Here is a 19,563-nt window from a genome sequence, read left to right on the forward strand (position 1 = left end):
GTCAGTGCACCCGGCTCCCGGGCGGCGGCGTCACCGGAGGCGAGAGCTGCTCGCGCGACACCGTCTCGTTGCCCGTGGCCTTGCCCAGCTCGATGAGCGACTTGAAGCGCAGCAGGTCATCGTCCATCTGCCGCTTGGGGTCCGCTCCCAGCAGCCGGGCGAAGGCGTGGCCGAGCGCGCCCGCGGGCGGGTTGTAGGACATGCGGATGTCCAGCCGCGTGGAGCGCCCGCCGTGGAAGGGCTCGAAGTGGATGATGCCCGCGTTCTCCACCGTGGAGCCCTCCACGCTCTTCCAGGCGAGCACCTGGTTGGGGATGAGCCGGGTGATGAGCGCGTCCCACTCGAAGGCCATGCCCGCCGGGCCCCGCACCCGCCAGTGCGAGCGGTCCTCGCCACTGGTGCGCACCGACTCCACGTGGCTCATGAAGCGCGAGAAGTTCTCCATCGCCCGCCAGAAGGCGAACACCTCCTCCACCGGCGCGTGGACCATGATGTCCTTGTGGATTTCGATGGCCAGCCGCCCGCCACCCAGGCCCGTGAGACGCTTGAGCTCGATGTTGGTGATGCTGCGCAGGGTGAGCAGCGAGCCGAGGCACGTGGACACCACGCCGGGCACGCTCCGGTTCCTCGCGCCCCACGTGAGCAGGCTCGCGCCGCCGAGCCCCGCCACGAAGCGCGCCGCGGGAGACCAGTTGTGCTGGAGGAACTCGGGCCGGGCGCCGGGCCGTATCGCGCCTCCCTGCAACTCCGGGTGGCTGCCGGGTTGTTTGAAGACCTGTAGGTTGTCCGTCACGTCCAGCACGCCGCGCACCCGCCTCACGCGCGAGAGGATGCGAGGATGCTCGGCCTTGAGCGCGACGCCGTGCAGATGCACGCGGCCCTGCTCGACGTTCACGTGGATGGCAGCCGGGTGCGAGCACACGCGGCCCAGTGCCGAGCGGATGCGCGCCTCGATGGTCCGGTCGTCGACTTCCTCGCGGCGCACCCGGCCCATGGAGTTGAAGAAGAAGCCCCGGGTGCGGTGGACGAGATCCCTCGCCACCACGCCCGCCGCATCCCCCGCCGCGTGCACCACGTGAAGGGCCTTGTCCTGGGCCACGGCACGGCGGCGCCGCCCCGCGCGCGGATCCGACAGGTACATGACGCTCGCGCCCAACCCCATGCCCCCCACCAGCCACCAGGTAGCTCTCATTTCCCTGCCCTCCTTGGAACTCCAGTGCCCCAAGCTGGGTCCGGGTAATCCGCTCGGCAGCAGGCGGGCGAGGGCTCTCCTCCCTGGCTGTCTCGTACCTGGACCCACCTGCATGCACAGATTGGTGGGACGAAGGAGGGGAGAGCATGCCTGAACTGCCGCCGAACAGACCGGGAGGGCCGGTGAAGGAGCCGGAGCCGCGGACGTCGCCCCAGCGCGAGCCGGAGCCGCAACGTCCACCGGAAATCGAACCGCCCACGCGGAGGCACGCGCCGGAGATTGAACCGCCCACGCGCCAGCCCCCGGAGATTGAACCGCCCTCGCGGCGCGAGCCCCCGATGGAGGAGCCCGGCCGTCAGACGGAGCCGGAGAGCAATCCGCCGGGCATCCACGAGGCGCCGGACCCGTACCAGCAGCCGCCGGGGATACCGGGCATCATCGCCTGAGAGCCGTCCTCAGTCGCCAGCACCCGCGTGCCCGAAGAGGTTCTCGATGACCTGGGCATAGTGGGTGCTGACGATGTGGCGGCGCACCTTGAGCGAGGGCGTGAGCTCGTTGCGCTCGATGGTGAAGTCATGCGGGAGGATGACGAACTTGCGGATGGACTCCGCACGCGACACCGAGCGGTTGGCCGAGTCGATGGCCTGGCTGATCTCGGCGCGCAGCGCGGCGTCTTCCGTGAGTGACTCGAGCGGCTGCCCCGCCTTGTCATGCTTCCGCGCCCAGTTGGCGAAGGCCCCGGGGTCGAGCGTGACGAGCGCCGCCACGAAGGGTTTGCCCTCGCCCACCACCATGGCCTGACTGACGAGCGGGTGCTCGCGGATGCGGTCCTCCAGCGGCCCCGGCGCCACGTTCTTGCCCGCCGCGGTGACGAGGATCTCCTTCTTGCGGCCGGTGATGCGCAGGAAGCCCGCGTCATCCAGGCTGCCCAGGTCTCCCGTCTGTAGCCACCCGTCCTGCGTGAAGGTGCGCTGGGTGGCCTCGGCGTTGTGCCAGTAGCCATGGAAGATCTGCGGGCCCTTCGCGAGGATTTCCCCGTCGTCCGCGATGCGGATGGTGGTGCCCGGCAGCGGCTTGCCCACCGTGCCAATCCGGTTGGCCGTGTCGGAGTTGATGGTGAGCACCGGGCTCGTCTCGGTCATGCCGTAGCCCTCGAGCACCCTCAGGCCCATGCCGTTGTAGAAGTGGTTCAGCCGCTCCGCCAGGGGTCCGCCGCCCGACACGACGAAGCGCAGCTGCCCTCCGAAGGCCTGGCGGATGTTGCGGTACAGGAGTCGATCGAGCACCGCGTGCTGCAGCCGCGTGAAGAGGCCGAAGCGGCCCTCGGCGCGGTTGCGCGAGGCCTGGATGGCCACCTCCGTGGCGAGGTCGAACACGCGCACCTTGCCCGCCTGGTCCGCCTTCTGCTGCGCCGTCTGGTAGAACTTCTCCAGCACGCGGGGCACGGTGCCGAACCACGTGGGCCGCACCATGCCGAGCTCCTCGGGAAGCCGGCCCGCGCTGGTGGCGAAGGCCACCGTGCAACCCCGCTCCACCGCGGCCAGGAAGAGCATCTTGGCCAGGGCGTGGGCGAGCGGCAGGAAGAGCATCGTCCGGTCCTGCTCGGTAATCAGGTTGCCCGCGTAGGTGAGCACCTGCAGGGCGTTCATCCGGATGTTGGCGTGCGACAGCTCGCAGCCCCGGGGCCGCCCCGTGGTGCCCGAGGTGTAGATGAGCGTGGCCAGCCCGTCCGTGCGCAGCCGCGACAGCCGCTCGTCCAGCCGGGCCTCGTCGACCTCGTCCCCGCGCTTCTGCAGGTGCTCGAGCGCCGCCTGGTCGATGACGAAGGTGTTGCGGCAGGCCGGGAGCCGCTCCGCGGACTGGCGGTAGAGCGCGTGCAGGGCGTCCGTCTCGAAGAAGGCGGCCACCGCCTCGCTGTCCTTGAGAATCCACTCCACCTGGTCGGCGGAGGACGTCTCGTAGATGGGCACCGTGGTGGCCCCGATGGCGAGGATGGCGTAGTCGAGCAGCACCCACTCGACGCGCGTCTTCGACATGACAGCCACGCGCTGGCCCGGCTCGACGCCGAGCGCTATCAATCCCCGGGCCACCCGGCGCACCGTCCGGGCGATTTCCCCGGCGGTGAGGGGCTCGAACGTGTCACCGACACGACGCGAGAACAGGGGCTTGTCCGGTGTCTCGCGTGCGTGCTTCAGCAGGGGTTGGAGCAGGTGTGCATCCGGTGCGAGCGTGACCTGTCCCTGACCCGCCATCTCCTTCGTCTGCGCGCTGCCGCTCATATGGGAGCGCACCATAGGCCCTGGCAAGCGGCTCGACTACGGTCCGCAACCCACGTTGTTCCGATACCGACGCCGGTCCTCGTCGCTGCCCAGCTCGAGCGACTCGGCGAGCAGCCATTGGAACATCCCGTTGGCGATGGCCCGCTCCTGCCGCTCGTTGAACAGCCACGCGCCGAGGTTGCACAGGGGAATGTTCACCGCCTCGAAGGCGAGCCGCCGCGCCTCCCCTCCGCCGATGGCCGCGGCCAGGGTGCACTGCCGCTGGAGCGACAGGAAGCCCCGCCACTCCTCCTCGGCCTCGAGGGGGCGCCGCTCCGCCAACCGGCGTTCCACGTCCTCGGCGGCGGCTTCGATGCGCTCCAGGAGCTCGTTGCGCGCCCGGTACTCGACACTCTCGAAGAGTTGGCCGCTGGGCTCGAGCCGGTACAGCGGCACCTCCCGCGCCAGCACCCAGGCCGCGAGCTCCTCCGTCACCTGCTCGCCGAGCATCTCCAGCGCCCGTGCTCCGGCCCCGGGCGCGAGCCCCTTCGCGCGCTCCGCCACGAGGTCCTTCACCGTGAACGAGGACAGCGCCTGCTCCCATGCCTCCGTCGCCAGGGCGAGCACCATCGCCTCCTGTCCCGGAGGCACCCGCGCGAGCGCCGCGTGGAGCTCCAGCGCCCGGGCCAGGGGCTCCGGCGTGCTGCCCGCCAGCTCGCCCATGGCCAGCAGCAGGGACGGGGCGGGCGTCTGCTGCCAGGCGCGCTTCAGCAGGGGCCAGGTGGCCCACCAGCGCCGGGCGAGCACCCACCACGCCCCCAGGGCGAAGCGTCCCGCGCGAGGCTCGCGCAGCAGGCGCCGGGCCGCGGCCTGGAAGAAGGCGGCGAGCGAGTAGGAGCCACTGCCGCGTTGAGAGAGCTCGAGCACGTCGCGCCAGCGGCCGTGGGCGGCGGCATCGGCGAGGCTCCACTCCAGCGCGGCCTTCCGGGCCAGCCGGGGCGCGACGCGCCGGTCCAGGTGGCTCACGCTCCGGCACAGGGCGCGCGCGGTCTCCAGGTCTCCACGCGAGGCGGCCAGCAGTCCGCTCGCGACGAGGGCCGCGCCCCGCATCGGGACGCACGTGTCCGCCAGCTGTTGCTCCAGCCAGTCCCGGTCCTCGGCGGAGGGGTTCTTCGAGCGCAGGAGCGCCCAGGCGCCAGCGAGCACCCGCCCGCCCTTGGGGTCCGCGCCCCAGCTCAACGCGGCCAGGGAGCCGAAGCGGTACGCCGCGCGAGTCCAGCCCAGCGGGATGAACACCCACCGGACGGTGGTCCAGGGGAAGAACAGCGCGAGCCCGAGCAGGACGAGCGGGGCGCACCACCACGCTCCCTCCAGCAGCGCCGCGAAGCAGACCAGCGTGGCCGGGAGGATGAAGATGAGGCTGAGGACGAAGTAGCCCGCATCTGCCGCATAGGGGTTGGGCTGTCCCTTCGCCCCCTTCGCGCCGTTCAGGGCCCGGAGCGCCATGACGGCACCGACGATGGCTCCGACGGGAATCATGTTTGCCTCCGCCAGCCGAGCCGTGCCGCGGCCTCGGGCCAGGGCGCGGCCTCCTGTGCCGGGGACGCCTGCTGGGGAAGCGCGTCACCGGGGGGAAGCTGAGCCCAGAGCGCGTGCAGGAGCCGGGTGTCGGGGTCGCGCAGGGTGGCCATGGCGGAGCGGACGGTCTCGGCGGTGCGCGGCATGCGGCCCACGGGCGTGTCGTAGTGCGCGGCCTCGGCGAGCCCCAGCTCCAGCATGGCGAGCAGCTTCTGGCCCTCGCGCTCCACCTCCATGCGGGTGCACGAGGGGCGCAGTCCGAGCACGTGGAAGGCGTTCTCCCTCAACCGCGCGAAGACGTCCTTTTCGGACAGGCTCATCGGACCCCCGAGTCGTGCGCCATTCGGCGCTCCTGCGCGTCCTCGGGCAGCAGCCGCCAGAGCTGCTCCACCACCTGGCGCAATTCCTCGCGGCGCTGCTGCTCCAGGGCGCGCCGGCCCTTCTGGACCAGCTCCTCGGCGCGGGCCACGTCGGAGGCCTCGGACACGCGGCTGGAGGCGGAATCGAACTGCCACTCCCACGCCGAGGGGTGACGGTAGAAGGCGGCGTTGCCCAGCTTGCGGACGCTGCGCAGATGCCGCTGCAGCTCCACCGCCTGACGGCCGGCGTGCGCCCGCTCACAGGCCCGCATGGCGTCCTCGAGCAGCTTCTGCTCGGTGGGGCTGCCGAACTGCGACACCCAGGAGGACGCGACGGCGAGCTCCTCGCGCACCGTCTCCTCCAGCTCCGGCCAGCGCAGGCCCGACTCGGCCTGCTCGAGCTGCGCGTCCAGGTCCAACAGCCCGCGCCGGGCCTTCTGCCCCGCGTCCGCGTCCCCGCCGCGCGCCGCCTCCACGTCCCGCTCTATCTCCGCGAGCGCCGGGTCCGCGTAGCCCAGCAGGGACACCACCTCGGAGGCCCCGCGGCGGAAGGCCGAGCTGCGCAGCATCGCCACCCGCTCGCGCGCCGTAGTGAGGCCCTCCTGGAGGGACTCGGGCGTGGCGTCGGGCACGAGGAGCTGGGCCACCTGCTCGAAGACCTGTCCGAGCGCGGGCACCAGCGCACGGGCCGACAGCCGGCCGCCACGGTCCAGCTCCAGCGTCAGCTCCACCTCGGAGTCCGCGGGCAGCGAGGCGTTGAGCTGCTCTCCGCGAATCTCCAGCGCGCCGACGAGCCGGCACAGGTGGGCCCACTCGAGCTCGCCTTGGACGATGGGGATGCGCAGCACGTTGCCGGTGGAGCCGCGGGCGACGGCCTCGACGGTGCGCTGGCGGAAGGTGCGGCGGGCGGGGAGGGGAGCGCCGCGCTCGAAGTAGACGCGCACGGCGTTGTTGGCGAGCGCCACGCCGATGCTGCGCGACAGGGGCGGGTCGCTCAGGGTGAGGCCCTGGACGATGGTGAACGTGGTGGGAGACAGCGCCACCGGCTTGCCGTCCGCGCCGCGTCCCTCGAGGCGGAAGACATTGGGCTTGCGCGGGACGAGCTGCACGGAGAGGACGAAGGCGCCCTCGGCGGAGAGCGGGGACTCGGGGCTGCTCCAGCCACCGTCGGCCCGGACAAGCCGGATGTGAGAGGGTTTGGGGCCCGAGTCGCCCTCCACGAGCCGGCCCACGACATGCGGGGACAGGTCCGAGCTCATGGCGGGGTACTGGAGCCACACCTTGCGGCCGGAGGGCGCGGGCGGGGCGCTGGAGGCGGGGCGGCCATCGAGCCCGGCGGAGGCGGCGTAGAGCGCGGCACCCTGGGCCACGAGCGTCATGGGATCCAACCCCTCGGCGAAGGGAGCGCCAAGCGCGCTCTGCACCTGGGAGCGGAGGAAGGGCATGGCGGTGGGGCCGCCGACGAGCACCACCTTGCCGAGCTGCGAGGGCTCCAGCCCGTGCGAGGCGAGCAATCGCAGACACACCTGGATGGAGCGCTGCACCAGAGGAGCGCAGGCGGCCTCGACGCGCGAGCGGGAGAGGAGCACGTCCACGTCCACCGGGCCGCTGTCGGTCTCGAAGGCGGCGGGCACGAGGAGGGGGACCTCGTCGGAGCGGGACAATTCAATCTTCGCCTCCTCCACGGCGCGCTTGAGCTTGCGCAGGGCGGTGGCGTGGCGGGGGTCGGCGCGGCGGATGTCGGCGCCCTGGGTGCGCAGGAGCTCGGCGAGCACGTCGTCGACGATGGCCTGGTCGAAGTCGCGGCCGCCGAGGAAGTTGTCCCCGTCATGGCCCACGACGCGCAGCAGCCCATCGCGCGTCTCGAGGAGGGACACGTCGAAGGTGCCGCCGCCGAGGTCGTAGACGAGCCAGCTGCCCTCGTCCGAGTCGGCGCTCCAGCCAGCGGCGAGCGCCGAGGCGACGGGCTCCTGGATGAGCTCGACGCGGGAGAAGCCGGCGAGACGGGCGGCCTCGGAGGTGGCGGCGTTCTGGGGCAGCTCGAAGAGGGCGGGGACGGAGATGACGGCGCAGGTGGGGGCCACGCCGAGCTGCTGCTCCACGTCCTTGCGCAGGGACTTGAGGACCTCGGCGGCGAGCTCCTCGGGCTTGCGCGAGAGCTTCGCGGCGGCGAAGTCGAGGGACTGGGCGGTGCCCATGAGGCGCTTGAACTCGGAGCGGGTGTTCTGGGGATCCGAGTCGAGGAGGCGGCGGGCGCGCTCTCCGACGGTGACGGCGCCGCGAGCGTCGATGCGCACCACGGAGGGGGTGAGGTTGGCGCCCTGGGCGTTGCGGAGGAGCGTGAGTTGCTCTCCGTCGAAGGCCGCGGCGGTGGAGTTGGTGGTCCCCAGGTCGATGCCGAGGTAGAGGGGAGAGGCCATGGCGGCGGATGATACATGGCCGCTCCGAGCCAGCGCACCGGGGCCGGGGCTCGTGGGCCTTGGAATTCTGAGAGCGCCAAGGCGCGTGGGTCTCGCTTCCGTGCACGGCCCCGAGGGGCGGGGTCCGGAGTCCCTCTGGCCCGCGTGTTGCTCAGGCGCTGGGCACCATTTGAAGAGGGGGAACGATCATGAAGGGACAGGGGTGGAGTGCGCTTGCGCTGGGAGTGTGTCTCGTGGGTGGAGCGGCGTGGGCTGGGGAGCACGAGCACGAGAAGCAGCTCTGGCTGGAGCCGGCGTGGGGGGCCTTGCTGCCCGTGGTGGGGCTCGCCTCCAGCGGGCCGCTGCCGGGGACGGTGCTCTACGTGCCGGTGGGCATGAACGTGCCGCTGGGCGAGCGGAGCGCGCTCGGGGTGGAGCTGTCGTATCTGCACCGCCGGTGGATGCCGACGGAGGAGGGGACGACGCTGGACCACCGCGCGGATGCGGTGCGCGTCTCGGTGGGGCCTGTCTTCCAACTCTCGGGAGAGCGCCCCTACGAGGGATTCTTCGTGCAGCCGCTGGTGACGGCGATGTTCGTCTACAAATACGAGGAGACCCTTCTGCACGAGGGCGGCCGCAACGTCGTGGACAGGTGGGGGATGTCCACGGTCGTGTTCGAAGCGGGCCTGGACGTGGGCTACGGCTTCCGGTGGGGGAACTTCACGCTGACGCCCTTGATTGGAGCGAGCGTGGGTTACAGCCCGCTGGCGCTGCTCGGGACGGGACCGGACTGGCTGTGGATTGCCAGGGGGCAGCCGGGGGAAGCGAACAGGGGCGTTGCGTGGAACCTCAATCTCGACCTGCTGCGGCTCGGCTGGGTCTTCTGAGCGGGGAGTTCACCGCTTCGACAGGATGCGCCCTTGCGCGTCGATGGCGTACTCCGCTCCCGCGTCAGGGACGATGAATCCCGGGGCGCATTTCGACAGGTCCGGGGAGAGCAGCACGAAGAAGAGGTTCTCGTTAGCCTGCATCACGACGGTCCGATACGTGTCCCAACGGGCGAGACATTGGAACTCGGGGCCCTCCTGCTTCTCTGCCTGGATGTAAGGAGGCAGGTAGTCATTCATGGCCACCGAGAGGGCCTTCATCATGGCTCCGTCGAGGCGGGTGCCACCCTCATATGAGTTTGGAAAATTGATCTGGGCCGACTCCTCGGGAGGAGCCATCTCCGCCTTCTGATATCTGTGATAGCCGAAGCGCTCGAGCATCACACAGCCCGAAAGAGCGCAGGAGCACAAAAGGACGGCGGGGAAGAGAAATTTCATGTCGGCCTGCTTCGGTATCTTCCCCGCAGAGGTCTTCATAAAGAGAGCATTGGCTTGTATTACACTTCGGCAAAAACTGACCTTGTCAGGGTGACTTCGCTGAAACCAAGTCTCTGACGTAGCGGAGTGTATCTACCAGTCCTTGGATGACCTCATGATGTTCCACACCCAATCTCGGGTAGAGGGGAATGACAGGAGTGTCCCGCCAGCTCGGATCTCGTAGGAGCATCGGTGGCGACTTCAATGCAAGAGGTTGCAAGGCACGTAGGAGGTCAGGCCAGGCGTCTGGCTTGTTGGGGAATTCCAGCCAGAAAGGCGTTTCGGCAATAGTGTGCCAGCGCCAGGGACTCAAATAGAGGTAGAAGTCATGCCCAGCAATTCGAACTGTACGCCAGTAGGACATTTTGCTGCCGCCACTCGTTCCCCTGGCGCAAACATTTTGCGCAACGGCGGCTTCACTGACTTCTTCGATGAGTGCTCCAAACTGGTAGATACGCTGGCCGATGCCAGCTGACAGCTCTTCCTGGCGCAGCGGCAGGAACGCCGTCGTATCCTCACGTGTGCATAGCCCCAATAGCTGGTTCAGGTTCTCTGCGGAAACGTGATCCCCCTGCGAGAGGGCTGCGCTCTGGAGACTCTCCAGGAACGGCTTCCATGCGGCAATAGCCAGAAACTTGTTCGAACCGACTTGCGAAACGGACTGCCGCTCATGCCCGAATGCGGTGGTGGCACCGAGGAGCCCGTCCTTACATCGCAGCAGGAGTTCTCTCCACAGCAACTGGCGTCGTGCTTCCGGTACGATGACAAGCAGTGCCGTGGGCTTATCAGGCGGGAGCGCGTTAAGGTACGTCACCGGCTGGTTATCGGTCAGCCCCGCCCAGAACTTTGCTTCGATGAACAAAACCGGAGCTCCGCTTTTGTCGGCGCCACGCAGATCCGGACGTGCGGCGTTTTCTTCGCTTTGCTGCGCCGAGAAGGAAACCACCTGAGGCGGCGGAACGCCCAGCCTCTCCAAAAAGCGCAGGACCGCCTGTCGCAGGTACTCGTTTCGGCGCAGGATGAACGCGAGTGCTTCCGTGGCCACATTCTCGGGATGAGCGCTGAGACGAGAGGCCAAGTGTCCGAGCAGGCTGTCGTTGGTATCCATGACCCGTGATCCTCTTCCATCAAGGTCATGGATTCAAGATACGAATACGTAGGGGAAAGAACGGAGGAGGTGACTGCACTCTGCTTGCGTGCGCCCGGCCCGGTGGAGTCTGGGTCTCACGTCCCACCCTAATGCTACTCGTTCACTTCGCGCGCCCTCCGAGGAGGATTTCGCCTCGTAATTCCATGGCGGCTCTCAGGAAGTGACCGGGTAGTGTTAGCCGATGGAAATCCATGTGACAGCCGCCAAGGCAGAGGCGCCTACAGGTCTTTAGCCTGCTCTTTCTTGTGCTCCAGGCGCTCCATTTCCAGTTCTTGGTGCAGCCTTGGCGCCAGCATTATGCTTTCATAATCAATAAACAGCATGTCCTCATCAGGGATGCGGCGCCCGAAGAGGTTGATTCCTGTTTCTGAAGTTTCCCATTTCTTTTGCAGAATGAAATCACTCTGGGCACTGATGGCCTGCTGTTGAGCCTCAGCCTCTGCTCGTTCTGCAGATGCATCAATGCGAGACTGCTTGTACGTATCCGCTGGGGCCCCAGAAAGCGCTTCATTGATTTTGGCGCTCGACCACACGAGATCGGCTGCGAGGCGATGTTGGCCAACACGCTCCGCAGCTTCTTGTGCTGTATCAACATCTTCTGACGGGATTCCGTATTTCGTTGTCAGCAGTTCAGCGAGCGCTTTGTGTTCTATGCGAATATCTTCAAATTGCGTAAAACGGATGTGAACTACACCCAAGCGTCCCTTCGTAAAGAGGAAAACCACCCGCGCTGGATGCTCAGCGACGTTCATCGAGAGGGCAAGATCCCCTCGTGGCAAAGACTCGGCTGCAGGATAGAGCGATGCCACTTCATCGCGCGTCATTCCCCAGCGCGTCGACTGAAAGCCATCACGACTACGGTAGGTTCCTTCATTGAGCGCTCGGTTCGCCGCGTAGATGGCATCTCTCCGTGCCAGAGCGGATGAGCCCTGTTGTTCAGTCGCGCAAGCCACAAGTACAAGAGCCGTCAACCCCAAATAGCGCATGCGTCGCTTCTACTCCTCGAACAGTAGTGGAATCAATCCAGAGAGCCGCACCCGGACATCGGGGTTGGTGCTTGCGCAACCGAGGGCACTCACCAGCAGTGGCAGCACGAGCAGCCAGCAAGACTTGGTGAGCACGCCGTCTCCTCCGGCCGTCGATACCGTCAGCGTGAAAATCATCTTGTCCGGGCTGGTCCGGAGTCAAGGCTTCCACGATGTCAGCGGCTCGGACTACTCTGCACGTACTGCGTTGGCAGGGGGACCTGAGCATGGCCGAGGAGCGGACGTACCTGGAGCTGTCGGAAGACGGAGGCGGCTCGCACAAGTTCTACGAGGTGAAGGTCGAGGGCAACTCCCTCACCGTTCGCTACGGCCGCATCGGCGACAAGGGCCAGACCCAGGTCTCCCAGTTCCCCACTCCCGATAAGGCCCTCGCCGAGGCCCGGAAGAAGATCAACGAGAAGGTCCGCAAGGGCTACGCCCCCGCCGTCCTGGGCGCTCGCACGAAGCGCTCCGTCACCCGCCGCGAAATCACCAGCGGCCGCTCCAACGCCACCCAGGCCCCGCTCCTGTGGAAGTTCAACTCGGGCGACCGCGCCTTCGGCGTCTTCGTGGACGACTCGCGCTGCTGGGTCGGCAATGAGAGCGGCTCCATCTACTCGGTGGACCACGAGGGCCGCACCCTCTCCCAGTTCCGCCTCCTCGATGGGGTGAAGTGCATCGTCGCCGATGACCGCTGGCTCTACGCCGGGTGCGACGACGGCCGCGTCTACGACCTAGGCGGCAAGGTGCCGCGCGTGGCGTACAACATCTCCGACGACCTGGACATCTACTGGCTGGACATCAAGGACGGTGTCCTCGGCGTGTCCGACGCGGGCGGCAAGCTCACCGCCATCAACCACGAGGACGAGTCCCAGTGGGAGAAGCAGAGCGTCGGCACCCACGGGTGGATGGTGCGCTGCGACGAGCTCGGCATGTACCACGGCCACGCGCGCGGCGTGACCATGTACGACTGGGAGGACGGCCGCGAAATCTGGCACCGCCCCACCCAGGGCAACGTCATGTTCGGCTGGCAGGAGGAGTCCTCGCTCTACGCCTGCACCAACCTGGGCTTCGTCCACCGCTTCACCAAGAAGGGCGACGTGGGGCCCATCATGCAGTGCGATGCCGCCGTGTTCTCCTGCGCCGCCGTGGATGACGGCCGGTACGTCTTCGCCGGCGACAACATGTCCAGCGTCTACTGCTTCAACGACAAGGGCCAGCGGCTGTGGAAGCTGTCCACCGGGTGCGGCTCGGCCTTCTCCATGCAGTTCTTCCAGGACCGGCTCTACCTCGTCACCACCGAGGGCGTGCTCGGCTGCATCGACGCGAGCGAGAAGGCCATCCAGGCCGCGCAGTCCGGCTCGCTGCCCAAGGCACGCGACATCAAGGCGCCCGCGCCCATGGCCGCCGTGCCCACCAGCACCGTGGAGACCACGCGCGAGGCGGGCAAGGGCGTCATCGTCGAGTGCTACCAGGACGGCCCCCACGTGCGCGTGCGCGTGGTGTCCCCCGGCTACCGCCCCGAGTGGTACGTGCAATTCCCCAAGGACATCCGCCAGGCGGGCAGCCGCTACGTGGTGGAGGGCGTCCACGAGTCCGCGCGCGGTGGCTTCTACCGCGCCCATGGCGACATCCGCAGGCTGGTGAGCTGACGTGAAACTGCTCGAGCAGGTGACGCTGCTCTTCCAGGAGGGGAAGAGCGACAAGGTGTACGAGGTGGACCTCCTGGAGGTCTCCCCCGGCCAGTGCGTGGTGAACTTCCGCTACGGCCGGAGGGGCACCGCGCTCAAGGACGGCTCGAAGACGCCCGTGCCCGTGCCCCAGGCCGAGGCCAAACGCGTCTTCGACAAGCTCGTCCAGTCCAAGCTGGACTCGGGCTACCTGCGCGGCGGTGCGCCCGGGACTCCGGTGTCGCCTCCCACGCCCCGCGCGCCCGCGCCGCCGCCTCTCACCGTGGAGGCCCTGTCGGATACCTCGCCCCGCGAGCGCACCCTCCTGGAGCAGCTCCAGCAGGAGGCCACCGCCCGGCAGTGGTTCCGCCGCGCCAACGTGCGCGCCCAGCCCCGGGCCCTGGAGCGCGTCATCTGGCGCGTGGGCGAGCTGCGCCTGCGCGCCGCCGAGCCCCTGTTGCTGCCCCTGCTCGAGCGGGCCACGCCCCTGCGTGCGTACTGCGTCGCCGCCGCCCTGGGCCGCGTGGGCTCGGAGAAGTCCGTGTCCGCGCTCGGCCGGCTGTATGGGGACGCCTCCACGCCGGACATGGTGCGCCGCATCGCCACCGAGGCGTTGCTGCAACTGTCCGACGAGTCCACCCGCGCCGACTTCCGCCGGGACGTGCTGGCGAAGCTGCCCCCCGCGCTGCGCGAGCCGGCCCGGGGCTCGGACGCGGAGGCCTTCGGCAAGGCGCTCGATGCGCACCTCGCCTCCGGGAAGGAGGACGCGGCCGATGTCCTCGAGCCCCTGTACCTGGTGGACTCGGAGACGGTGCGGCCCGCGCTCCTGCGGGTGCTGCGCTCGCTGCCCTTCACCCTGCGCTCGGTGCGCGTGCTGCGCCACCTCTTCAAGGCCGCCGAGTACCGGTACGACGGCGAGGTGTTCGGCCTCATCGCCTGGCGCTACGAGAAGGAGCGCCCGCTCGGAGCCAGCCGGCCGCGCGGTTACACCCGCGACACGCGCCAGTACCTGCGGCGCCGGGTGTGGCGCACGCTGCGCCGCCTGGGCGAGCTGGAGAGCCCGGACTTCGTGAAGATGGCGGTGGGCGTGCTGCTCGCCTTCAGCGACGCGGACGCCTGCCCCGTGCACACCTCCGGCTATGGCAGCTACCAGAAGCAATGGGACGCGTGGTGGCCCTACTGGGCCTTCAACCAGCTCCTCTACCGGCAGAGCCCGCGCTACGAGCCCTATGAGAACGCGCTCGCCTTCGCTTGCAAGGGCGCGTACCGGCCCGGAGCGCGGGCGCCCGAGGTCCGCGAGGAGGCCTTCCCCCGGCTGTGGGAGCGCACTCCGGCGGGACTGCTGCACCTGCTCGACGAGAGCCGCTGCGCCCCGGTGCACGACTTCGCCTCCCGCGCGCTGCGCGCCTGCCCGGACTTCCTCGCGCGGCTGGACGTGGACGCGGTGGCCATGCTGCTCGAGCGCCCCTACGAGTCCACCGCGCGCCTCGGCTTCGAGCTGGCCTCGCAGCGGCTGGACGCGCGGCGTGAGCCCCGGGCCCTGCTGCTCGCGGTGGCCCGCTCCTCGTACGCCCCCGCCCGTCAGCAGGCCTTCCGCTGGATGGACGAGGTGCGCCACTCCCTTCTCGAGGACTCCGGCTTCCTCGCGGGCCTGGCCACCGCGCCGCACTCGGACACCCGCGCCTATGCCCACACCCTCGTGCGCGGCTCCGTCCTCTCCGCGCAGGCGATGCAGGCGCTCGTGGGCCGGTTGGTGGCGGCGCTGCTGTCGCTGAAGACGCCGGAGGACGCGCCCATCGCCTCGGACGTGGCCCGCGTGGTGCTCGCCGCGCTGGGGCCCTCGCCCCGGGCCATGGGGCTGGAGGTGGTGCGCGACCTGCTCACCCACCCGCTGCCCGAGGTGCAGGAATTGGGCGGTGAGCTGCTCCTGCGCTGGGACTTGCGCGGCGAGCCCGTGCCGGAGGAATTGCTCCTCCTGCTGGTGCAGTCCGAGCACGCGCCGCTCCGGGCCCTGGGCCTGCGGCTGCTCGTGCTCCTCTCCGAGACCGAGGCCACGTTGCTCGCCCAGGAGGCGCTCCTCACGCGCCTGGCCACCAGCCGCGTGCCGGACGTGCGCGCCGCGGTGCGCCCGTTGCTCGGGAGGCTCATGGCCGCGAGCCCCTCGGCGGGAGAGCGGGTGGTGGAGGCCCTGCTGGCCGCGCTGCTGCGCCGCCGCCTGCCCGAGGGCGTACCTGCCCATGTGGCCGCGCTCCTGTCCGGAGAGCTCGCGCCCGCGCTGGCCGCGTTGCCGGTGGAGACGGCGTGGCGGCTGCTCGACTCCGAGGACGCCGATGCGCAGACGGTGGGCGCGGCGTTGCTCGAGCGCCATGGCACGGTGCTGACGGTGGATGTGGCGCGCGCGGTGAAGCTCGCCGGGCTGGACGTGCTCGCGGTGCGCGAGTGGGCCTGGCGCTGGCTGGAGGCCCATGTGCCCGAGGTGCGCGCGGAGCTGGCCACGGCGGTGGGGATGCTCGACGCGCGTTGGGACGACACCCGCGCCTTCGGCTTCCGCTACTTCCGCGAGCGCTTCACCCCGGAGGACTTCTCGTTGGAGGTGCTCGTCTCCGTGGCGGACAGCGTGCGCAAGGACGTGCAGGCCTTCGGGCGGGAGCTGCTCACGCGCTCGTTCCGCGAGGAGGACGGGCCCACGCTGCTGGTGCGCCTGTCCGAGCACCCCTCGCCCGCGGTGCAGCTCTTTGCCACCAACTACCTGGAGCGCTTCGCCAGTGGCAAACCGGCGCTGGTGGAGCAGCTGGTGCCGTACTTCATCCGGGTGCTGAGCCAGGTGAACAAGGGCCGCGTCGCGCGCCAGCGGGTGCTGGGCTTCCTCCAGCGCGAGGGCCGGGGCACCGAGGCCAATGGCCGCGTGGCCATGGAGGTGCTGCACCGGATGTCAGCCACCATCGCTATAGAGCACCGGGCCGCGGCGCTGGAGGCCATGGTGGCCATCGCCAGGGCGCAGCCGGCCATTCCCATTCCCTTCCACATCCGTCCGGTGGAGGTCCGCCGTGCAGTTTGAGTACTCCTACGCGGGCAGCACCACGGTGCAAAACCGGGGCGACAGCACCGAGCTGTCCTTCGCGCCGGACCTCAAGCGCGAGCCCACCTTCTTCTCCGGCGAGCTGCGCCAGAACGTGGCCTTCCGCGAGGCCATCTCCGCGCTCCACGACGTGGTGGTGTCGGACCTGCGCTTCAAGCCCAAGGACAAGACGGCCTACAAGGCCTGGGCCGCGCAGCAGGAGCAGGTGGACCTGGCGGCCATCGCCGCGCAGAAGCAGTCGGTGGTCAGCCGCCTCAAGGCCCTGCGCGAGGAGCTCCAGGCGCTGGATACGGACAGCGCCCGGCGGATGAGCGGCTTCCACTCGGCGCGCGCGCGCTACTTCCAATACCTCTACGAGAAGAACCGGGACATGTGGTTCGTGTTCGACCCGGTCATCACCGTCCACCCGGACGAGTGCTTCTTCGAGTGCTTCAGCCAGGACGAATCCAGCTATGGACGGCTCGGCGCCAGCTACGAGGTGTTCCAGAACGTCGGCGAGTTCTCCTGCGGCACCACCAACATCGACTACTCGACGCCGCTCTACGACGAGTTCCAGAAGATCCGCTCCTACAAGCGCACGCGCTTCGAGGTGGACCCGAGCGGCTTCACCACGAAGACGGGCACGGACGCGGCGTACAAGGAGGTGAAGATCGACCTCCCGGACTCGTGGGTGCGCGGCTTCCTCCAGGTGAACTCGGCGATGGCGCTGCCGGCGGTGCGCTTCACGCTGCACCCCATGGACGTGCACAACTTCCTCTTCGTGCTCAAGCGTCACAAGGAGAAGAAGGGGCCGCGCTCCATGCGCTACGTGCTGGCGCCGGGGCAGCCCGTCAAGGTCATCTTCGAGCCGTGGGGCACGGAGGTGGTGTGCCGGCGCTCGGTGTTCGAGGGCGAGGGCTCGCACGACCTTCGCGTGTGGGGCCGCCGGCGCCTGGGCGTGCTCGAGCGGCTGATTCCCGTGGCCCGGCGCTTCACCGTGCACCTGCTGGGCTCGGGGCTGCCGTCCTTCTACGTGGCGGACCTGGGGGACCTGTCCTTCACGCTGGGCCTGTCCGGGTGGACGGCCAATGACTGGGCCACCGCGGGCAACTTCGACCTGATGGCGCCGCGCGGGCAGGTGGACGACTTCACCCGCCGCCGCGTGTTCGACGCCCTCAAGGAGACGTGGTCCGCGAAGCCCGAGGCCCTGGCCGCGAAGCTGGGGCTGGAGCGCGGCACGGTGCTCGGCGCGCTGTCGGCGTGGACGCAGGCGGGGCGGGCCATCTGGGATTTGAACAAGGGCGTGTACCGGGCGCGCGAGCTGAGCCGTGAGCCCCTGCCCATGGACAAGCTGCGCTTCGCCAACGAGCGCGAGGAGCGTGCCTCGCGCTTCCTGGACGCGGGGGCGGTGGTGGTGAAGGCGCGGGTGTCGCCCGCGGACGGCTCGGTGGAGCTGAGCGGCACGGTGCGCCAAGGGGACAAGGTGCTGCGTCCCACTTTGCGGCTCGACGCGGACCAGCGTATGGTTTTCGGCGAGTGCACGTGCAACTTCTTCCAGCAGAACAAGTTGTTCCGGGGGCCGTGCGAGCACCTGCTCGCGTTGCGGCTCCAGCACTCACGGGTGTCTCGCACATGAGCGCGGAGAGGGTCCGCGCACGCGGCGGTCAGGGGGCAGTACCTTGCAATCCGGACGGTGTTTCGCCGTCCATGCCTCATGGCCTGTCATGCTTCACTGGCCCGCTCTTTACTGTGCGGTGCCTCCCTCCCTGTGGCGGCAGCGTTGTCGACCTCGTAGGTCCAGCGCGCCACAGGGAGGGGGCACCGCTTGAGTTGAGACGGTCCAGTCCCGAGAGCAGTACGAAGGTGCTCTCTGACCGCCGCGTGGACGGACCCTCCCTGCCTCTCTAGAGCGACCATGTCCTCTCAGCCCCCTCGCAACCGGCAGGAGCTGTACGACCGCATCCGCGCCACCTCCAAGGAGGAGGTCATCCTCGAGGAGATGGTGCGCCTGGGCTTCTGGCCCGCGCGCAGTGGCATCCCCGGGGACCCCGTGGACGTGCTGCACCGGCGCAACGAGCTGCTGGGGGAAATCCGCGCGCTCGCCACCGAGCAGAGCCGCCTGGGCAACCTGGAGGCGCTGAAGCGCGAGCTGCGCAAGCGGCGGCTGGAGGAGAGCCGGCGCAAGCAGCAGGAGACGAAGGAGCGGCGCGAGCGCGAGCGGCTGGCGCGGGCCGCGGCCTGGAAGGAGCGCAAGGGCGGGGAGCTGCTCTTCCTCGGCCGGGGCGTGTCCGGCGGCCTGAGCGAGCGCACCCCGGACGAGGCGAGGCTTTCGCGTCTGGGATTGCCGGTGCTGGCCACGCCGGAGGTGCTGGCGGGAGCGCTGGGGCTGAGCGTGGGGAAGCTCCGGGCGCTGTGCTTCACGCGCACCGCGTCCACCACGACGAACTACGTGCGCTTCCTGCTGCCCAAGAAGACGGGCGGCACCCGGCTCATCTCCGCGCCCATGCCCCGGCTCAAGGCCGCGCAGGCGTGGGTGCTGGAGAACATCCTCGAGAAGGTGCCCGTGCACGAGGCGGCGCATGGCTTCCGTGCCGGGCGCTCCATCGTCACCAACGCGCGGCCACACGTGGGCTCGGGCGTGGTGGTGAACCTGGACTTGAAGGACTTCTTCCCCTCGGTGCGCTACCCGCGGGTGAAGGGCGTCTTCGCGCGGCTGGGCTACAGCGAGGCCACCGCCACGGTGCTCGCGTTGTTGTGCACCGAGCCGGACGTGGAAGAGGTGGAGCTGGACGGGCAGCGCTTCTACGTCACCCAGGGTGGGCGGCGGCTGCCCCAGGGCGCGCCCACCTCGCCCGCGCTGACGAACCTCCTTTGCCGGCGGTTGGACAGACGGCTGGCGGGCGCGGCGCGCAAGCTGGGCTTCGTCTACACGCGCTACGCGGATGACCTCACGTTCTCCGCCCATGGGCCGGGGCCGCACGACGCCGGCGAGCTGCTGCGCTTCGTGCGCTGGGTGGTGGGCCAGGAGGACTTCACCCCGCACCCCGACAAGACGCGCGTGCTGCGCCGGGGCCGGCAGCAGGAGGTGACGGGCGTCGTCGTCAACGACAAGCTCGGCGTGGATCGCCAAACGCTCAAGCGCTTCCGCGCCCTGCTGCACCAGCTCGAGAAGAGCGGACCCGAGGGCAAGCGGTGGGGGCAGGGCGGGGACGTCATCGCCTCGGCCGTGGGCTACGCGAACTACGTGGCCATGGTGGACCCGGTGAAGGGCAAGGCGCTGCAGCAGAAGGCCCGGGCCCTCGAGGCGCGCTACGGCCGCCGTCCCACCGCTCCCCCCCGCGCGAAGGCGGCCCCCGTGGCCACCGGCTCCGCGTCCGTGTCCTCCGTGGCTCCGGCGCAGGCTCCGGCCGCCCCGCCCGTGGCTCCCGCCGCCAGCCCGGGGAGCGAGCAGAAGCCCGCCGAGCCTCCGAAGAAGAAGTGGTGGAAGCTGTTCTGAGCCGGGACTCGCGT

General features: G+C 69.4%; 15 protein-coding genes. 6 read left to right on the forward strand and 9 right to left on the reverse strand.

The window, feature by feature from the left end; all coding sequences use genetic code 11:
• Position 1: 1 nt before the first annotated feature.
• Entirely contained in the window at positions 2–1,192 is a 1,191-nt protein-coding gene (locus tag ACJ8AN_RS36400; protein ID WP_407760188.1) for an SRPBCC family protein, read from the reverse strand.
• Between the two features lie 146 nt (positions 1,193–1,338).
• On the opposite strand from ACJ8AN_RS36400, the gene ACJ8AN_RS36405 reads away from it, so the two are divergent.
• Positions 1,339–1,638: a hypothetical protein gene (locus ACJ8AN_RS36405; RefSeq protein ID WP_407760189.1), complete on the forward strand. Its 300-nt coding sequence runs from the start codon at positions 1,339–1,341 to the stop codon at positions 1,636–1,638.
• Between the two features lie 9 nt (positions 1,639–1,647).
• Here the strand turns inward: ACJ8AN_RS36405 and ACJ8AN_RS36410 are convergent, their stop codons facing one another.
• From ACJ8AN_RS36410 to ACJ8AN_RS36425, 4 genes are read right to left on the reverse strand one after another with little or no spacing between them, the layout of a single operon-like run.
• On the reverse strand, positions 1,648–3,471 hold the full coding sequence (locus tag ACJ8AN_RS36410; protein ID WP_407760190.1) for an AMP-dependent synthetase/ligase: 1,824 nt from the start codon (positions 3,469–3,471) through the stop codon (positions 1,648–1,650).
• Positions 3,472–3,507: 36 nt separating this feature from the next.
• Entirely contained in the window at positions 3,508–4,989 is a 1,482-nt protein-coding gene (locus ACJ8AN_RS36415; protein WP_407760191.1) for a hypothetical protein, read from the reverse strand.
• Positions 4,986–5,348, reverse strand: coding sequence for a hypothetical protein (locus ACJ8AN_RS36420; protein ID WP_407760192.1), 363 nt, complete (start codon positions 5,346–5,348; stop codon positions 4,986–4,988). The genes ACJ8AN_RS36415 and ACJ8AN_RS36420 overlap by 4 nt, the downstream gene beginning before the upstream one ends.
• Complete coding sequence (locus ACJ8AN_RS36425) at positions 5,345–7,807, reverse strand: Hsp70 family protein (RefSeq protein WP_407760193.1); 2,463 nt, start codon at positions 7,805–7,807, stop codon at positions 5,345–5,347. Before ACJ8AN_RS36425 ends, ACJ8AN_RS36420 begins: the two co-directional genes overlap by 4 nt.
• Before the next feature lie 233 nt (positions 7,808–8,040).
• On the opposite strand from ACJ8AN_RS36425, the gene ACJ8AN_RS36430 reads away from it, so the two are divergent.
• Positions 8,041–8,673, forward strand: coding sequence for a hypothetical protein (locus ACJ8AN_RS36430; RefSeq protein WP_407760194.1), 633 nt, complete (start codon positions 8,041–8,043; stop codon positions 8,671–8,673).
• A 9-nt stretch (positions 8,674–8,682) separates the two neighbouring features.
• On the opposite strand, the gene ACJ8AN_RS36435 is transcribed toward ACJ8AN_RS36430, so the two are convergent.
• The 4 genes from ACJ8AN_RS36435 to ACJ8AN_RS36450 all read right to left on the reverse strand — a co-directional run bounded on the left by ACJ8AN_RS36435 (position 8,683) and on the right by ACJ8AN_RS36450 (position 11,421).
• Positions 8,683–9,111, reverse strand: coding sequence for a hypothetical protein (locus tag ACJ8AN_RS36435; RefSeq protein WP_407760195.1), 429 nt, complete (start codon positions 9,109–9,111; stop codon positions 8,683–8,685).
• 85 nt (positions 9,112–9,196) lie between these two features.
• Positions 9,197–10,258 (reverse strand): hypothetical protein, encoded by a 1,062-nt coding sequence (locus ACJ8AN_RS36440; RefSeq protein WP_407760196.1) that lies wholly within the window; start codon positions 10,256–10,258, stop codon positions 9,197–9,199.
• Between the two features lie 260 nt (positions 10,259–10,518).
• Positions 10,519–11,286, reverse strand: coding sequence for a hypothetical protein (locus tag ACJ8AN_RS36445; protein WP_407760197.1), 768 nt, complete (start codon positions 11,284–11,286; stop codon positions 10,519–10,521).
• Between the two features lie 9 nt (positions 11,287–11,295).
• Entirely contained in the window at positions 11,296–11,421 is a 126-nt protein-coding gene (locus ACJ8AN_RS36450; RefSeq protein WP_407760198.1) for a hypothetical protein, read from the reverse strand.
• A 131-nt stretch (positions 11,422–11,552) separates the two neighbouring features.
• On the opposite strand from ACJ8AN_RS36450, the gene ACJ8AN_RS36455 reads away from it, so the two are divergent.
• The 4 genes from ACJ8AN_RS36455 to ACJ8AN_RS36470 all read left to right on the forward strand — a co-directional run bounded on the left by ACJ8AN_RS36455 (position 11,553) and on the right by ACJ8AN_RS36470 (position 19,549).
• Positions 11,553–12,977 carry a WGR domain-containing protein gene (locus ACJ8AN_RS36455; protein WP_407760199.1) on the forward strand — a complete coding sequence of 475 codons (1,425 nt, stop codon included), beginning with the start codon at positions 11,553–11,555 and terminating at the stop codon, positions 12,975–12,977.
• A 1-nt stretch (position 12,978) separates the two neighbouring features.
• Entirely contained in the window at positions 12,979–16,053 is a 3,075-nt protein-coding gene (locus ACJ8AN_RS36460; protein WP_407760200.1) for a hypothetical protein, read from the forward strand.
• A complete protein-coding gene (locus ACJ8AN_RS36465; protein ID WP_407760201.1) occupies positions 16,043–17,689 on the forward strand; it encodes an SWIM zinc finger family protein in 1,647 nt (548 codons plus the stop codon). Before ACJ8AN_RS36460 ends, ACJ8AN_RS36465 begins: the two co-directional genes overlap by 11 nt.
• A 279-nt stretch (positions 17,690–17,968) precedes the next feature.
• Positions 17,969–19,549 (forward strand): reverse transcriptase family protein, encoded by a 1,581-nt coding sequence (locus tag ACJ8AN_RS36470; RefSeq protein ID WP_407760202.1) that lies wholly within the window; start codon positions 17,969–17,971, stop codon positions 19,547–19,549.
• Positions 19,550–19,563: the final 14 nt, after the last annotated feature.

Source organism: Archangium sp. (genome assembly GCF_045802675.1).
Classification (GTDB): domain Bacteria; phylum Myxococcota; class Myxococcia; order Myxococcales; family Myxococcaceae; genus Archangium.